The 14,541-nt window shown below is 61.0% G+C and carries 9 protein-coding genes and 1 pseudogene; 6 read left to right on the top strand and 4 right to left on the bottom strand.

Annotated elements, in window-relative coordinates:
- Window positions 1-40 precede the first annotated feature (40 nt).
- Complete coding sequence (locus tag CBI38_RS08695; protein WP_109328109.1) at window positions 41-1,372, bottom strand: MFS transporter; 1,332 nt, start codon at window positions 1,370-1,372, stop codon at window positions 41-43.
- 303 nt (window positions 1,373-1,675) lie between these two features.
- On the opposite strand from CBI38_RS08695, the gene CBI38_RS08690 reads away from it, so the two are divergent.
- Window positions 1,676-3,634: an NAD(P)/FAD-dependent oxidoreductase gene (locus tag CBI38_RS08690; RefSeq protein WP_109328107.1), complete on the top strand. Its 1,959-nt coding sequence runs from the start codon at window positions 1,676-1,678 to the stop codon at window positions 3,632-3,634.
- A gap of 968 nt (window positions 3,635-4,602) precedes the next feature.
- Here the strand turns inward: CBI38_RS08690 and CBI38_RS08680 are convergent.
- Complete coding sequence (locus tag CBI38_RS08680) at window positions 4,603-5,316, bottom strand: ATP-binding protein (RefSeq protein ID WP_472515504.1); 714 nt, start codon at window positions 5,314-5,316, stop codon at window positions 4,603-4,605.
- A gap of 208 nt (window positions 5,317-5,524) precedes the next feature.
- On the opposite strand from CBI38_RS08680, the pseudogene CBI38_RS38895 reads away from it, so the two are divergent.
- A pseudogene (locus CBI38_RS38895) lies at window positions 5,525-5,694 on the top strand (ISL3 family transposase); the annotation flags it as partial.
- Window positions 5,695-5,789: 95 nt separating this feature from the next.
- Here CBI38_RS38895 and CBI38_RS08670 read toward each other — a convergent pair.
- Both CBI38_RS08670 and CBI38_RS08665 read right to left on the bottom strand, forming a co-directional pair.
- On the bottom strand, window positions 5,790-6,536 hold the full coding sequence (locus CBI38_RS08670; protein ID WP_109328100.1) for a glucose 1-dehydrogenase: 747 nt from the start codon (window positions 6,534-6,536) through the stop codon (window positions 5,790-5,792).
- Window positions 6,537-6,737: 201 nt separating this feature from the next.
- Window positions 6,738-9,365, bottom strand: coding sequence for a LuxR C-terminal-related transcriptional regulator (locus tag CBI38_RS08665; protein WP_230990111.1), 2,628 nt, complete (start codon window positions 9,363-9,365; stop codon window positions 6,738-6,740).
- Window positions 9,366-9,746: 381 nt separating this feature from the next.
- Between CBI38_RS08665 and CBI38_RS08660 the strand changes: the two genes are divergently transcribed.
- The 4 genes from CBI38_RS08660 (at window position 9,747) to CBI38_RS08645 (ending at window position 14,487) form a co-directional block, all read left to right on the top strand.
- Window positions 9,747-11,408 carry a class I adenylate-forming enzyme family protein gene (locus CBI38_RS08660; RefSeq protein ID WP_109328096.1) on the top strand — a complete coding sequence of 554 codons (1,662 nt, stop codon included), beginning with the start codon at window positions 9,747-9,749 and terminating at the stop codon, window positions 11,406-11,408.
- Between the two features lie 60 nt (window positions 11,409-11,468).
- Window positions 11,469-11,870, top strand: a complete 402-nt coding sequence (locus CBI38_RS08655) for a nuclear transport factor 2 family protein (RefSeq protein ID WP_109328094.1) — start codon at window positions 11,469-11,471, stop codon at window positions 11,868-11,870.
- A 77-nt stretch (window positions 11,871-11,947) separates the two neighbouring features.
- Window positions 11,948-13,069, top strand: a complete 1,122-nt coding sequence (locus CBI38_RS08650; RefSeq protein WP_109328092.1) for an LLM class flavin-dependent oxidoreductase — start codon at window positions 11,948-11,950, stop codon at window positions 13,067-13,069.
- A gap of 302 nt (window positions 13,070-13,371) precedes the next feature.
- The gene (locus tag CBI38_RS08645; RefSeq protein ID WP_109334946.1) at window positions 13,372-14,487 is read left to right on the top strand and encodes an NDMA-dependent alcohol dehydrogenase; all 1,116 of its coding nucleotides are present in this window, start codon (window positions 13,372-13,374) and stop codon (window positions 14,485-14,487) included.
- Window positions 14,488-14,541: the final 54 nt, after the last annotated feature.

Below are 14,541 nucleotides of genomic sequence, written 5' to 3'. Positions count from 1 at the left end.
AAGCGCCCGCCCCCCGAGGGAGGCGGGCGCCCGCTCACCGTCAGTCTTCGAGCGCCGCGCGATGCTGGTCCCGATCGACACCGCGGATTGTGAGCAGAGCGATCGCGCTGATCACGGCGCAGCCGAGTGTGTAGTAGGCCGCGGACAACGGATCACCGGTCGCCGAGGCCATCCACGTGATGATGTACGGCGCCGTGCCTCCGAACAACGCCACCGAGAGCGTGTAGGTGACGGAAATTCCGGTGGCTCGGTTTCGTGTGCGGAAGCGTTCGGAAAGAAAGGCCGGCATCGGTCCCCCCACTGCACCGATAAGCACCCCAGCGAGCGCAAGCGCGGTCAGACCACCCGCGAAACCGAAGTTGAGCATGGCATAAAGGGGATAGGAAAGCACCACAACGGCCACTGAACCCCCCAGTAGGACAGGACGACGCCCCACTCGATCGGACATGGCACCGAAGATCGGCATGGAAATTGCCGCGATGATCCCGGTGATCAACGCGAGCAGGTAGGAGCGTTCGAAGGACATCTCGAAGCTTTTCGACAAGAACGCCGGCATCCCGACCATGAAGGTGTTTCCGACCGCGTTGTAGACGACGACGGCACCCATCGTGACGAGAAAGTAGATCAACGAGCGTCCTTGCGGTGCCGACGAAACCTCCGACGACGGGTCATGCGCTGCGCGTTCGATAGTCATGTGCTTGAAGTGCGGTGTCTCGTCGACGCGCATCCGCAGATAGAGGATGACGACACCCATTGGGGCGGCGAGCAGGAAGCCGACTCGCCATCCCCACGACGCCAACTGAGCGTCGGAAAGGGCAATCGCCAGCACTGTTGCCACTCCACCACCGAGAACGAATCCCAGTGTGGTTCCCACGAAAGACCAGGACCCGTACACCCCGCGTTTGTTCGACGGTGCGGACTCCACCATCAGTGAAACGGCGCCGCCCATCTCACCACCGGCCGACAAGCCTTGACCGACACGGCAGAGAGTGAGCAAGATCGGCGCCAGCATCCCGATGTGGGCGTGCGTGGGCAGGAGTCCTATAACCGTGGTGGACGCGGCCATCAGCCCGATGATCATCGCCAGTACGGGCCGGCGTCCGATTCGATCGGTCAAACGTCCAAAGACGACAGCACCGACAGGACGCAAGAAGAACGCGAGCGCGAAGATGAGAAACGTCGACAGGATCGCCGTCGTCGGATTGCCGGAAGGGAAGAACAGCGGCGCGAAAATCGGTGCCATATATGCGTAGATAGCGAATTCGTACCATTCGACGAGGTTGCCGAGAGACCCGGCGATCAGCGCCTTCCGGGAGGCGCGCAGATCGAGCACCCTCTCGGTAGAGGAGTCCGAGGTAATGGCGTGAGTCATTGCGATTCCGTTCTGGTGAGAGCCAGCGAACCACCTAGTGGGATCGGCTGACACTGGTGTGTGATACACGGCACAGCCAGGAATGAGGCTGGCACATCCACCATTCCCTGTCAACGGCGATGTAGATAGATTGCCGATCGTGCCCCGCACTGCATTCACTCGATTTTCAACTCACACGTTGACAAACTGCGCGACCGGCTGCGACCATGGCATCAACGAATAATCAACGCGAACGTTGAACGAGTCGTCATCGCTTGATTCTCTGCCGCTACAACGTTCGGCCCCCGCGAGAGGTAGTCAGATATGCAGACAGCCAGTCCGGTCACATCCGCAACCGCGACCGAGTCGAGTCAGTTCAACCCGGACGGCCTCAGTGAGTCCGAGGTACGGACTGCGGTGTCCATCGCGAATGTCCCCGCTCTGCTGATGGTGGTCTACCAAACGACCGGAGAGGAGAAGTGGCTCGAGCAGCCCTACCGCCCCACACGCGGTAAGGGTCTCGGCGACCACGACTCCGGAGGACTCACCGAGGAGATCCAGGAGGAAATCCGCCAGGCGGCAGTGCAGGCAATCCTGGACTTCCAGGCCGGAGTCAAGCCCGCGATCGAGGCACCGACAGCTGAACAGACAGTCCGGATGATCAGCGTCTGCATGGGCGAGCCGGTCGCAGACCAGTACGGCCCGATGTTGTCGCTCGAGCTGGCGCGCCGCGCAGCGCCGAACGCCCCCGAGCTCGCACTCCCCCCCGTCGAACCACCCGTCGGATTCAACGTCATCGTGATCGGCACTGGTGTCGCCGGCATCGCAGCAGCTCATCAGCTCGAAGACATGGGCATCGATTACATAATTCTCGAAAAGCAACCGGAAGCCGGCGGCAACTGGTGGCAGAACACTTACCCCGGCGCCGGCGTCGACACCCCCAGCCACCTGTATTCCTTTTCGTTCGCCAAGAACGACTGGAACACCCACTTCGAACTACGCAACGAACTTCAGGAGTACTTTGGGCGCGTCCTCAAGGAGGTCGGCGGCAACGAACGAGTCCGGTACAACACCGAAGTTCTCGCCGCGACCTACGACGAGACGTCACGAGGGTGGCACGTTGAGGTACGAAACGCTGACGGATCGATCGAGACCCTGCGCTCCAATGTCGTCATCAGTGCTGTCGGTGTTCTCAATCGACCGGTAACACCGAATCTCCCCGGCATGGAGAGCTTCCGTGGAACGAGTTTCCACTCAGCCAACTGGCCCGAAGGACTCGAGGTCGAAGGCAAGCGGGTCGCCATCGTCGGTACCGGCGCCAGCTCGATGCAGATCACTCCCGCCATCGCGGATCGGGTCGAACACCTGACGGTCTTTCAGCGCTCACCACAATGGGTGGCACCCTTCGAGAAGTTCCGGATGCCCATCCCCACGGAACTTCGGCGACTGTTGCAGTCGTGCCCCCTTTATCACAGCTGGTACTGGATTCGACTGTTCTGGCAGTTCGGCGACAAGGTCATCGAGTCCCTGCGCGTCGATCCTGAGTGGGAACACCCCGAGCGGTCTGTCAACGCTCGGAATGATGCGCACCGTGAGTACTTCACGCGGTACATCACTGCGCAGGTCGGCGACCGTACCGATCTCCTCGACAAGGTGATGCCCGACTACCCCCCGTTCGGCAAGCGCATCCTGCTCGACAACGGTTGGTACGAAGCCCTGCGTCGGGACAACGTCGACCTCGTCAACGAATCGGTTGCCGCCGTGACCGAGACGGGACTCGTCAGCGCATCCGGAGCCGAGATCGACGCCGACATCATCGTCTGGGCTACGGGGTTCGAGGCCGCCCGCTTCGTCTCCTCGCTCGATGTGCGCGGAGTCGATGGACTGTCCCTGCGAGAAGCATGGAATGATGACGACCCACGGGCGTACCTGGGTGTCTCGGTTCCCCAGTTCCCCAACTTCTTCATGCTCGGCGGCCCGAACTCCTTCCCCGGTAGCGGCAGCTTCATGTTCTTCATGGAAGTTCAAATGCGGTACATCCGGGGCCTACTGACCAAAATGTTCGAACAGGACATCGCCGCCATCGACGCACGAACCGATGCAACCGAGCAGTACAACGAGCTCGTCGATACCACCCACGCCCGCACCGTCTGGACCCACCGTGGGATGTCAACCTACTACCGCAACTCGCGCGGACGAGTCGTCTTCGTCATGCCGTTCCTCAACGTCGAGTACTGGGAGATGACGCGACGGCCCGATCTGGAGAACTACACAGTCAGATGATGATCGAACATCAGTGAGGGACTGAAGTCCGCCGCGCGCGACTCACCCCCTCAATGCCGGTGCCGGTGCTGAAAACAATCGCACCGGCGCCGGCATTGAGGGGGACTCGATGTCGACCACCGGACATTCCAACGAATCCCGCCTGGAAATGGTCACCCTCAGTTGACCGCTCAGTTCGGGTCTTCTGTGTGACCGGCATCCGCGCTGCGGCCAACGGACGGCTCCCCGAGGCCGTAGGCGACTGCGGGATCGAACCCCAGCAAAAGCGCCGTACTTCTGCGCTTCGTGGTACCTATTCGGACCGAGTGCTTCGCGGGTCAACGCCTGACACTCGTCGTGGTAGACGGTTAGGTCGTGGAACAAACTGCGGAACTACCCACGGAGCGATCCATCGCCTCGGCCGCGCCCATGAGTACGGCCGCCCGCTCGTACGTCTGACGTCGGCATGCGATCCATGACAAAGCTTCCAAACAGACAGCAGCAGTGAGCGGCTCGTCCACCCGTCGAGTCAGCCACAAACATTGCTCGAGGTGCGCTCTGCACCGTCGAAGTCATCCTGCTGAATTGCCGCGACTCCCTCGCCCACAATGAGTAAGATCGATATACCTACTCACCGCGGGATTGATCGTGAGTGCTTGCTCATGGCAAGTGATAGCCCGAGGAGCGTCACCGTTCAGCTGGTACGCCACTCCGAGCATCATGAGAGTCCAGATGTGCAGGGCGGAATCCTGTTCCTCCCCAAACACACTGAGGCCTTCATCCAAACGCGGGCATGCGCGAGGAAGATCGCCACTGTAGAATCGCGTAGAGCCCATCGGCATGGGCAATCCGCGCATGAGTCACCTTGTCGCCAGGCACCTGTGCGACCAGTGCTTCTCCCTCCGCGACGAAGTCAGCTGCGACAGAGAGATCGCCCAGTACTTCGGCGAGAACGCTCGCGGCATACAAGGCCTTGACGCGTTCGGCCGTCAAATCCCGGGTCTTGCGCGCGAGTGCACGATCGAGCCAGTTGCGTCCTTCGTTGAACCGGCCACGGATGAGCCAGAACAGCAGCAGCGTCGCGTCATGATCAGGCTGGATTCGATCGCAGCATCGTCATCCCCGGCCAACCTGAATTCCAACGCCTCTCGCAAATTCGAGTTTTCACGTTCGAGACGAGTGATCCACTCCAGTTGGTATGCACTGATCCACTCGGTCTCGGCTTCGACTACTAACCGCTGATACCAGTCGTGGTGACGCCGACGCAGGTCTGCGAATTCGGCTGCATCTTCCGCCTTCTCGCGGCCATATTCGCGGAGCGTCTCGAGCATCCTGAAACACACTGTGGTGCCCGATTCCTCGCGAATCAGGATCGACTTGTCGACCAACGATGCCAACGCATCGAGTAGGTCTTCCGGTGACATCCCCAGGCCGCAGATCCCATTCGCGTCATCCAGTTCGAACACTCCGGCGAATACCGAAACCTGAGCCCGTGTCGGTGCACCACGACTGCCCACGGTCAGCAGTCTGTGTCTGTCCGTGAGACGTTGGAGGACTTGATCCGAAGACAGCGCCTGCAGTCGGGCCACAGCCAACTCGATCGGCAGTGGCAGACCTTCGAGTCGTTGACAGATTCGAGTGATGGTCGGCCGATTCTCATCGGTTAACTCGAACCCCGGAACTGCCGCCGTGGCCCGCTCCATGAACAGCATCACACCATCGTATTCACTCGGCGTCGACGCGGTTGAATCACTCTCTGCATCAGGGACCGTCAGCGGCGGAACGTGCAGAACTGCCTCACCGCCGATACCCAGCGGCTCGCGACTCGTCGCCACGATCTTCAGCTCTCCGCCACGTGCGTATGAGCGTCTCAGTCAGTACCGCGACTGCGTCGACGAGATGCTCACAGTTGTCGAGTACGGGCTCTCGAACGGTCGGATCGAATCGGTCAACACCAAGATTCGCCTCCTCACCCGCCGCGGATTCAGGTTCCCCCCCCCCCCGAGGCCGGCATCGCAGTCGCGATGCTCAGCTCGGGGGCACCCCGCCCACAATCACCCGGCCGAACCACCCACGAATGAGTCTGCAGTGCTCTGGAGTGCGCGTCGGGCTTCCGATCAGCTCTCGAGGCGCTGGTAGGCCGTACGCAATTTGCCCCCCGGTGGACGAGCCGAACCTATTGGGCGAGCATGCCGGCGTCGATAAGGTGTTCGGCACCGGTGATGTAAGAGGATTCGTCCGAAGCAAGGAAGAGCACGAGATTGGACACCTCGTTCGGATCGGCGATTCTTCCCAAAGGGATCAGTCCGAGCGCGTCACCGCCCGATTCATCGGTAGCTTCCACCATCATCGGTGTCTGGATAAATCCCGGATGGACGGAATTGACCCTGATATTCTTCGGCCCATACTCTATCGCGGTTGCCTTCGTCATGCCGCGTACCGCGAATTTGCTCGCAACGTAGGCGAGGCTGGGAAATCCGTAGTTGGCCGCGATTCCGGCGATGGACGAGATGTTGACGATGGCGCCGATTCCTGCGCGTTCCATGGACGGTAGGACCGACTTCATCCCGTAGAAGACCCCGTCTTGGTTGATCGCGCACACCGTCCGATAGTCGGCCTCACTCAGTTCTGCGGTCTGTGTAACGGGTCCGAGAATACCCGCGTTGTTGACGAGGACCGTGATGTCGCCAAAGGCACGGACGCCGTGTTCGACCACCTCGGCCCACGACTGCGGATCAGTGACATCGTGATGAAGGAAGAGGGCATTGCCCCCAAGATCTTCGGCCAACTCTTTGCCAGCGGCATCAGACAAGTCCGTCAAGATGACCTTGGCGCCCTCCTCGACGAATTTCCGGGCGTGGGACGCCCCCATTCCGCGAGCTGCCCCGGTGACGAGTGCGACTTTGCCATCCAGTCTGTTCATAGGTTGATTCCTTCTGTGAGAGTGTGCGACTTCAGGACTTCGATTCGTGGCTGCAATCGAGCTGGCTGATAACTACCTGAGATCGGCAAAGTCAGCTCAGGCACCGCGAATGTGACGAGCGTCGCAGACGACTACCCGCGCTGTCAACGTCAACGTAAATGTGAACACCCGGCCATAGATGCCTAGAGCGCGGTTAGCCGACTACATGTGCATCGCGAAGGCCGTCGCTACCTGGTGGCGGCCAGTCATTCCAAGCTTGCGGAGGATCCTGACGACATGGCCCTCGACCGTGCGGGGAGACAGGACCATCCGCGCCGCGATCTCCTTGTTCGACAGTCCATCCGCAATATGCCGGGCGACTTCGTGTTCGCGCGGTGACAGCAGTGCGGCAGCTGACGACCCCGAAGATCTGTGCTCGATAGGCACTTCCTCTTTCAGAGCAAACCGGACCATCTCCGGTATCGACATCTCCGCTCCACGGCGGCGACATTGTGCGAACCGCTCATCCCCGAGGCCGGTGCGGGCGGTCGACTCGAACTCGGCGCGCCGCTCCACCCAATGCCGGGATCCATAAAGTTGCATGCCGAACGACTCCCACATTCGCGACGCCGCGCCGAGAAGGACCGCCGAACGTTCTTTCGACCCTGCGGCCGCCTCCGCCCAGCTGAGCAGGTCAGTTACCAGAGACGTGCCGACCACGTCGTCGAACTCCCTTTTCAGGGCGAGGCTTTCCATCGCACGGCGCAGTGCCTCATCGTATCGTTCATCCGCCAAGGCAGCGAGACCGAGGCCATAAACGGCATAGGACAGCATCCATCGCTCCCCCGCGAGTTCAGAGTGCACACGCACAAACTCGAAATGCTCGAGAGCGCGCACAGTGTCCAGGGTGGAGCAGTAGAACATCCCCATTTCAATATGGAGTGCCCACAGCAGATCGATGTTCTCGGGCAGTTCCTCATACCTGTTCAGAGCGTCTTTGAATAGCGGTTCGGCCGACTCGAAGTCACCGTCCAGGTAATCCTTCAGTCCTTTGGTCTGCGTTGCGAAGGCTATGGTCGCGTCGTCACCGCACGCCGAGGCGAGTCGGATCGATTCGTCGAGAACATCGGACGCCGCCGACCGATCGCCTTGCATTGTCTGGACCAGTCCCAGGGTTGCCAGCAGCCGGCCTCGGCGAGCTGTGGGAGCGGTATCTCTCTCGGCGATACGCATCAACCACATCCGATGCTCACGCACCGAAAATCCAGAGGACCAGAGGAACCAGGCCGTTGAGACGAGTTCGGTTGCGGTGGAAAGCATCTTGTCGCTTCCCGCCGATAGCGCGGTGTGCAAGGCCTTGCGCAGATTAGCCCGGTTGCTCCGCAGCAATTCGCCTGCCCGCTGTTGTCCAGAGCTCGCCCAGGACTCGACGGAGGACCTGACAAGCGTTGAGCACGACTCGAGGTGCCTCAGTTGTAGCGCGTCGGCTTCGGTCGGACTGAGCTTCCCGGCTCCGTATTCGCGGATCGTTTCAAGCATGCGGAATCGGGCCGAATCACCCCTCTGCTCGCGTTGCAGCAGCGATTTTCCCACGAGTGCGGAGATGCCGTCGAGGATTAATTGTGCGGGTAGGTCGTCGTCGCTACACACCTGTTCGGCCATCGGTAGGTCGAACTCGTCGACGAAGACGGACAAGCGCGCCCATAGCTTTTGCTGGGCCGATGTACAGAGCTCGTAACTCCAATCGACCGTGGCCTGCAAGGTGCGATGCCGTTCGGGTCCGGACCGATTTCCGGTCGTCAGCAGCTCCAGCCGTCGATCGAGCCGCTGCTCGAGGTCTTGGACCGAAAGCACGCTCAATCGTGCGCAGGCGAGTTCGATCGAGAGCGGAATGCCGTCCAGCTGGCTACATATTCGACGGACAGTGTCGCGATTGCGATCGGTGATGGAAAAGCCCGCAAGCACTGCTGCCGCTCGGCTTTCGAATAGCTGGAGGGCGGCGCCGACGGATCCGGAATCGTCGGAGCGTGTCGTCGAGAGTGGTGCCAACGTGAAAACGTGCTCGGCTGGGACAGCGAGACGTTCACGACTGGTGGCGATGATACTGACCTGCGACGTGTGGCGAAGTAGGTAGGCGACAAGGTCCGCACAGGAATCGACGATGTGCTCACAGTTGTCGAGAATGATCAACATCTGCTTGTGCCTGAGGTAGTGAACCAAGACCTCCTCGAGCGGACGCCCAACCAGGTCGGGTTGAGCGATCCCCAGTCCGTCCAGGACCTCCTGAGCAAGAAGCCCCGATGTCTTCAAAGACGCCAGTTCAATGAAGCGCACGCCGTCGGCGAATGCCCTCCGGAAGTCGGTGGCTGTCTGAACAGCGAGGCGGGTCTTTCCGATGCCGCCAGGACCGGTAATCGTAATCAGGCGTGTGGTACCGAGGAGCCGCCGGAGGGCGAATAATTCCCCGTCTCGACCGACGAACCCCGTCGAGAAGGTCGGAATACTGCTGCCGTACTGGCGATACGGAGCGACTTCTGGTGGCTGGTTCGACGATTCCGACCGAATGTGGCGCACCAACTTGGCAAGGGTGTTCCGTGATCTGTCCCAATTAATAGCACGGTGAATGTCGGCGATACTGATGTCCGGGTCTTCGGCCAGCAGGGTCCGAATCGCCGGTTCGAAGGCGTCGGCGACCGACCCCTTCCGGGGACGGTGGTCTGTGGGCGGCTCGTCATAAGCAAGTGCGCGACGAACAGTATTCCGCGACATACCGAGACTCTCGGCAATGCCCTTGATCGTTGCGCCCTTCGCGTGCAGTTCGCGTATTTCGCGCCATTCGTCGGCGTTCACGATGCCTTCCTGGGTACCCCCGCGCGACGTGGTGTCGGGGAACCCCGTCCACTGCGCCATCGTGACACTGTGCAACTACGGGGTCAAGATCTGACAGCATGTGACACGACGCCGCCCATCACGCGCAGACCAGCCGTGAACCCCGCTCTGACCTGCACGAAGATATCTCTCGCACGAGCCCGACTAGATGCGTAGTGGATCGCGTAGAGGAACGGGTTCCATCCACACCGCGGAGTCGGCAGAGTGATGGGCACCACACCGACGCGGAGTTCCGATGAGGAGCTGTTCCGTTAGTCGGCGGCTCAGCGCCCGGCGGACGGAGGACACTCCGCCGGCATCCGATGGAACTCCCCTGGTGTTCACGATCGAGCGAGGAACGACATGGTTGACACTGGTGACTGGTGCGAGGTGCTACCGGTTGCAGATCTCCTGGTCCGCGGGGCCCGGAGCCATCCCGACCGGGACTTGATTGTTTTCCCGGACAGCCGATACACCTACGCAGACGTGCTCGAACGGGCAACGCACGTTGCGCGCGGACTCATCGCCCTCGGGGTACGTCGGGGCGACCACGTCGGTCTGCTCGCCCCGAACGGAATCGAGTTCATTGAGGGCTTCTTCGGCGCGGCGCTGATTGGCGGTGTGATCGTTCCGCTCAATGCTCGACACAAGGCCAGTGAGCTCGGGTACATCGTCCGAAACGCGGACTTGGCCGCAGTGTTGACGGTGTCCGGAGATGACGCTTATGTCGACTTCGTCGACGTCATGCACGACGCTCTTCCATCATTGGCCGAGGCCGTCACGGACCGGGACCTGCACCTCCCGGAGGCACCCCTGCTGCGGCAGGCAGTACTCCTCCGCGGTGAGAGCAACAACCGAGGGTTCGTCGGCCGCTCGACGCTTGATCGGTTGGCGGAGACGGTTCCCCCCTCGGATATGGATCAGATTCGGCGGCGAGTCAGAATTCGCGACGCCGCAGCAATCCTGTATACCTCAGGCACCACCGCGAACCCCAAAGGCTGCGTCCTTACCCATGAGGCTTTGACCCGCGGGCCAGTCGAGCGCGCCGGCAAACGGCTCGTGACGGACGATCGCCATATCAGCTGGGCCGGCGGTCCGCTCTTCCACATCGCCGCACTCTCGCCGCTGATCGGAGCGATGGGAGCGGGAGGAACCTACGTCACTGATATCTATTTCGAACCCGGTCGTGCCCTGACGCTGATGAAGCAGGAGCGTCCGACCACTGCCTGGCCGTGGTTCCCCGCGATGATGCAATCATTGTTGGACCACCCCTCGTTCGACGCAGCAGCGCTCGACTCGCTTCGCTACTTGTTCTTGATCGGACCGCGAGTCCTGATCGAGCAAGTTCAGCAAACCTTCCCCATCGCAGAACTCGTGGCCGCATGCGGGATGACCGAAACCGCTGGTATTTACGCGCTCAGCGAGCGATCCGACACCATCACAGACCGCTCGGGAACCCAGGGCAAGGCTGCCCCTGGAATCGAGCTGCGCATCGTCGATCCCGACACCGGCGCCGACCAACCTCAGGGCACCCCGGGCGAAATGCTTGTGCGCGGATACTGCGTCACGGAGGGCTATTACAAGGATCCGATCAAGACAGCGGCAGCGATCGACACGGATGGGTGGTTCCACACCGGCGATTTGTACAGTCGGACCGAGACGGACTGCCTCGTGTTCCACGGCAGGCTCAAGGACATGCTGAAGGTCGGCGGCGAGAACGTTGCGGCCATCGAGGTCGAAGCCTTCCTGTGTGAGCATCCGGCCGTCAAGGCCGCGGCCGTGATCGGCCGACCCGATGAGCGTCTCGACGAGGTTCCCGTCGCGTTCATCGAGATTCGCGCAGGCCACAGCGTCGAGCCCGAGGAAGTGATCCAGTTCTGCCAAGGCAGGATCGCGCGGTACAAGGTCCCCCGCGCGGTGCACCTCGTCCAACCCGATGACTGGCCGATGTCCGCGACCAAGATCAACAAGCGCGCACTCGCAGAGCGCCTCGCGGAAATAGAAACCGGCGTCGGCGCGCTTTAACGCTGATCCGAAGTTATTCATCCACAGTACGACCATTCCGAATCATGTCTGGAGAAGTACGTGACAACCCCTGAACAAAACATAGAAATTGCCAATAATTTCGCCAAGGTGTTCTCGACAGGAGACGTGGATGCCATCCTGGATTGCCTCCACCCCGATGCGACTTACTGGGTGTCAGGGCAGATCGAGGGAATGTCGGGCAACTACGACAAGAAGCGACTTGGCGAACTCCTCCGCGGTGTGACGAGCATCTATAGAGAAGGTGCGCTGCAGATTACACCTACAGGTGCCGTCGCTCAGGGTGACCGGGTTGCCGTCGAGGCGGAGTCCTATGCAGAACTCAACAATGGCCGCGTCTACAAAAACCAGTATCACTTCTTATTCGACATCGCCGACGGAAAAATTATTCACGTCAAGGAGTACATGGACACCAAACACGCTTACGACATCTTCTATTCCTGAACCGACCCGCCCGGCGAGGCGCGTGGCCACAAAGTCCTCGCCCAGGAAACACCCTCACCCGATAGAAGGACAGAACAATGGCAATGGAAACAGGACTCATCGTCCACCCGTACATGCGCCCCGAGCGGACCGCGCGCCAGACGTTCGACTGGTGCGTAAAGCAGGCCATCGAGACCGACAAGATCGGCTTCGACTCGATCATGTTCTCCGAGCATGCCTCACAGCGTTGGGAGAATATTCCCAACCCAGAGTTGATCATCGCAGCAGCCGCACGCCAGACCGAGCGGATCAAGTTTGCGCCGATGGCTCACATCCTTCCCCACCACAATCCGGCGAAGCTCGCAATCATGGTCGGCTGGCTGTCGCAGATCCTCGAGGGCCGGTACTTTCTCGGCGTGGGTGCCGGCGCCTATCCGGACGCTTCGTACATTCATGGCATCAAGAACGGTGAAGACACTCAGTTCACCAACGAGATGGTCCGCGAGTCACTCGACATCATGGAGAAGATCTGGAAGCGCGAACCCTTCTTCTATGAAGGACGTTTCTGGAACGCCGGCTACCCGGAAGAGAAGCACGGCGACGAGGGCGACGACCAGCACAAGCTGGCCGACCTCAGTCCGTGGGGTGGTGCACCGGAAATCGCCGTGACCGGATTCAGCGCCAAGTCACCGTCGATGAGGTTCGCGGGCGAGCGCGGATTCCGACCGATGTCGATCTTCTCCGGGCTGGACGCCCTGAAGATGCATTGGGACATCTACTCCACCGCCGCAGAGGCAAATGGGCACGTCGCTGATCGTTCGCGCTATCACGTGTCCCAGACGGTGTTCGTCGCCGACACGGACAAGGAGGCGAAGCGGCTTGTGATGGAAGGGCCAATCGGATACTGCTTCGAGCGCTACCTCATTCCGATCTGGTGGCGCTTCGGCATGATGGACGGATTCATCAAGGACGCCGGAGCGGACAGGGCCGACGTCGATCTGGAATGGGTTGTCGACAACGTGTTCTGTGTGGGCTCACCGGACACCGTGGTAGACAAGATCAACACGTTGTTCGAGGCCAGCGGCGGATGGGGCACGCTGCAGATCGAATCCCACGACTACTCCGACGATCCCGCCCCCTGGTTCAATTCTCTCGCGATGATCCAGAGCGAAGTAGCGCCGAGGATTTCGCTTCCGCAGCCCGCCGTCTCCGCCGGATAACAAAGTCGAACCAGAAACCGGGGGCCTGCTCCGCGCACCGGATCAGGCCCCCGGAAGCTGGTCTCCAGACCACTCACTCGATTTCGAGCCACGAACGCAACGGCAGATCGGAGCGTGGCGGTATAGCCAGTTCGCCAGGATGCGGGAGTCAGGAATTCGGCTCGTTGCGGTAACCGATTCCCCTCGATCAAAGGCATTCGCATCTCGCGCTAGGACGGCTCCCAGGCGTCGCCTCTGACACCGCACTCGAATTCCGTGAACACACGTCGAGACATATAGGAGCAGGCATCAGCATGGCAACGATCAAAACCCGCGGAGCGATACTGCGCGAACAGCCAGGCAAGTTCGAGATCGTCGAACTGGATCTCGACGAGCCTCGGCAGGGCGAAATACTTGTCAAGATGGCAGCATCCGGTCTCTGCCACACCGAGGCCAGCATCGCCGCCGGGCACATGGGCATCGGCCACTTTCCGATGTGTGTCGGACACGAGGGAGCCGGCGTTGTGGAGATGGTCGGCCCGCATACTCCCGGCTGGGAGGTCGGCGACCATGTCGTACTTTCCTGTTTACCGCAGTGCGGACGCTGCAAGATGTGCGCAACAGGCCACGGCAACCTCTGCGACCTCGCACAGCACTTGATGCTCGGCTCCCGATTCGACGACCCCCAGAGCTGGCGGATGTCCCTCGACGGTAAACCGGTCGGTCAGTGGTGTGGTGTTTCGACGTTCTCCGAATACACCACAGTAGGCGTGGTGTCCGCAGTCAAGATCGACAAAGCCATCCCCCTCGACAAGGCCTGCTTGGTCGGGTGCGGCGTCAACACCGGGTGGGGATCCGGTTTCAACATGGCGCAGCCGGTCCCCGGCGACACCGTGATCGTCATGGGCATCGGTGGCATCGGCGCCTTCGCCTTGCAAGGAGCCCGTCACGGCGGTGCTACCAACGTCATTGCAGTCGACCCGGTGGAATTCAAGCGATCGAAGGCACTCGAGATCGGCGCAACACACACCGCCGCCGACATGACCGAGGCGACCGAGATCGCCCGAAACTTGACCAACGGGCAAGGCGCGGCGGCAACCATCGTCACCGTCGGCACCCTCGAGCCCGAACACATCACCGAAGCCTTCGACTCCGTCGCGAAGCGCGGCACCGTCGTACTCACTGCGCTTGGCGACTCGGCGCACATCGGACTGCCGATTTCTCCTTTCGAGCTGACGCTCTATCAGAAGCGAATTCAGGGATCGATGTTCGGCGGAGTAGCCCCGATGTGGGACGTCACCAAGATGCTTGACATGTATATGGCCGGCCAACTCAAACTCGACGAAATCATTACTCGCACCTACTCCCTCGACGAACTCGACCAGGGATACGCCGACATGCACGCTGGCCTCAACATCCGCGGCGTCATCATCTACTGATCCTCCGACGCCGCTAGCTCGAGCGACGCAGACCTCGAGCGGCATACATGCCGG

Origin of the sequence: Rhodococcus oxybenzonivorans, assembly GCF_003130705.1 — a bacterium.
Lineage (GTDB): Bacteria > Actinomycetota > Actinomycetes > Mycobacteriales > Mycobacteriaceae > Rhodococcus_F > Rhodococcus_F oxybenzonivorans.
This window is presented reverse-complemented; position numbering and strand designations above follow the sequence as displayed.

Coding starts and splice junctions, on each gene's coding strand:
- CBI38_RS08670 (WP_109328100.1), bottom strand. CDS start 6,536: ATGAACAGACTGGATGGCAAAGTCGCACTCGTCACCGGGGCAGCTCGC.
- CBI38_RS08680 (WP_472515504.1), bottom strand. CDS start 5,316: ATGGAGCGGGCCACGGCGGCAGTTCCGGGGTTCGAGTTAACCGATGAG.
- CBI38_RS08690 (WP_109328107.1), top strand. CDS start 1,676: ATGCAGACAGCCAGTCCGGTCACATCCGCAACCGCGACCGAGTCGAGT.
- CBI38_RS08650 (WP_109328092.1), top strand. CDS start 11,948: ATGGCAATGGAAACAGGACTCATCGTCCACCCGTACATGCGCCCCGAG.
- CBI38_RS08695 (WP_109328109.1), bottom strand. CDS start 1,372: ATGACTCACGCCATTACCTCGGACTCCTCTACCGAGAGGGTGCTCGAT.
- CBI38_RS08660 (WP_109328096.1), top strand. CDS start 9,747: ATGGTTGACACTGGTGACTGGTGCGAGGTGCTACCGGTTGCAGATCTC.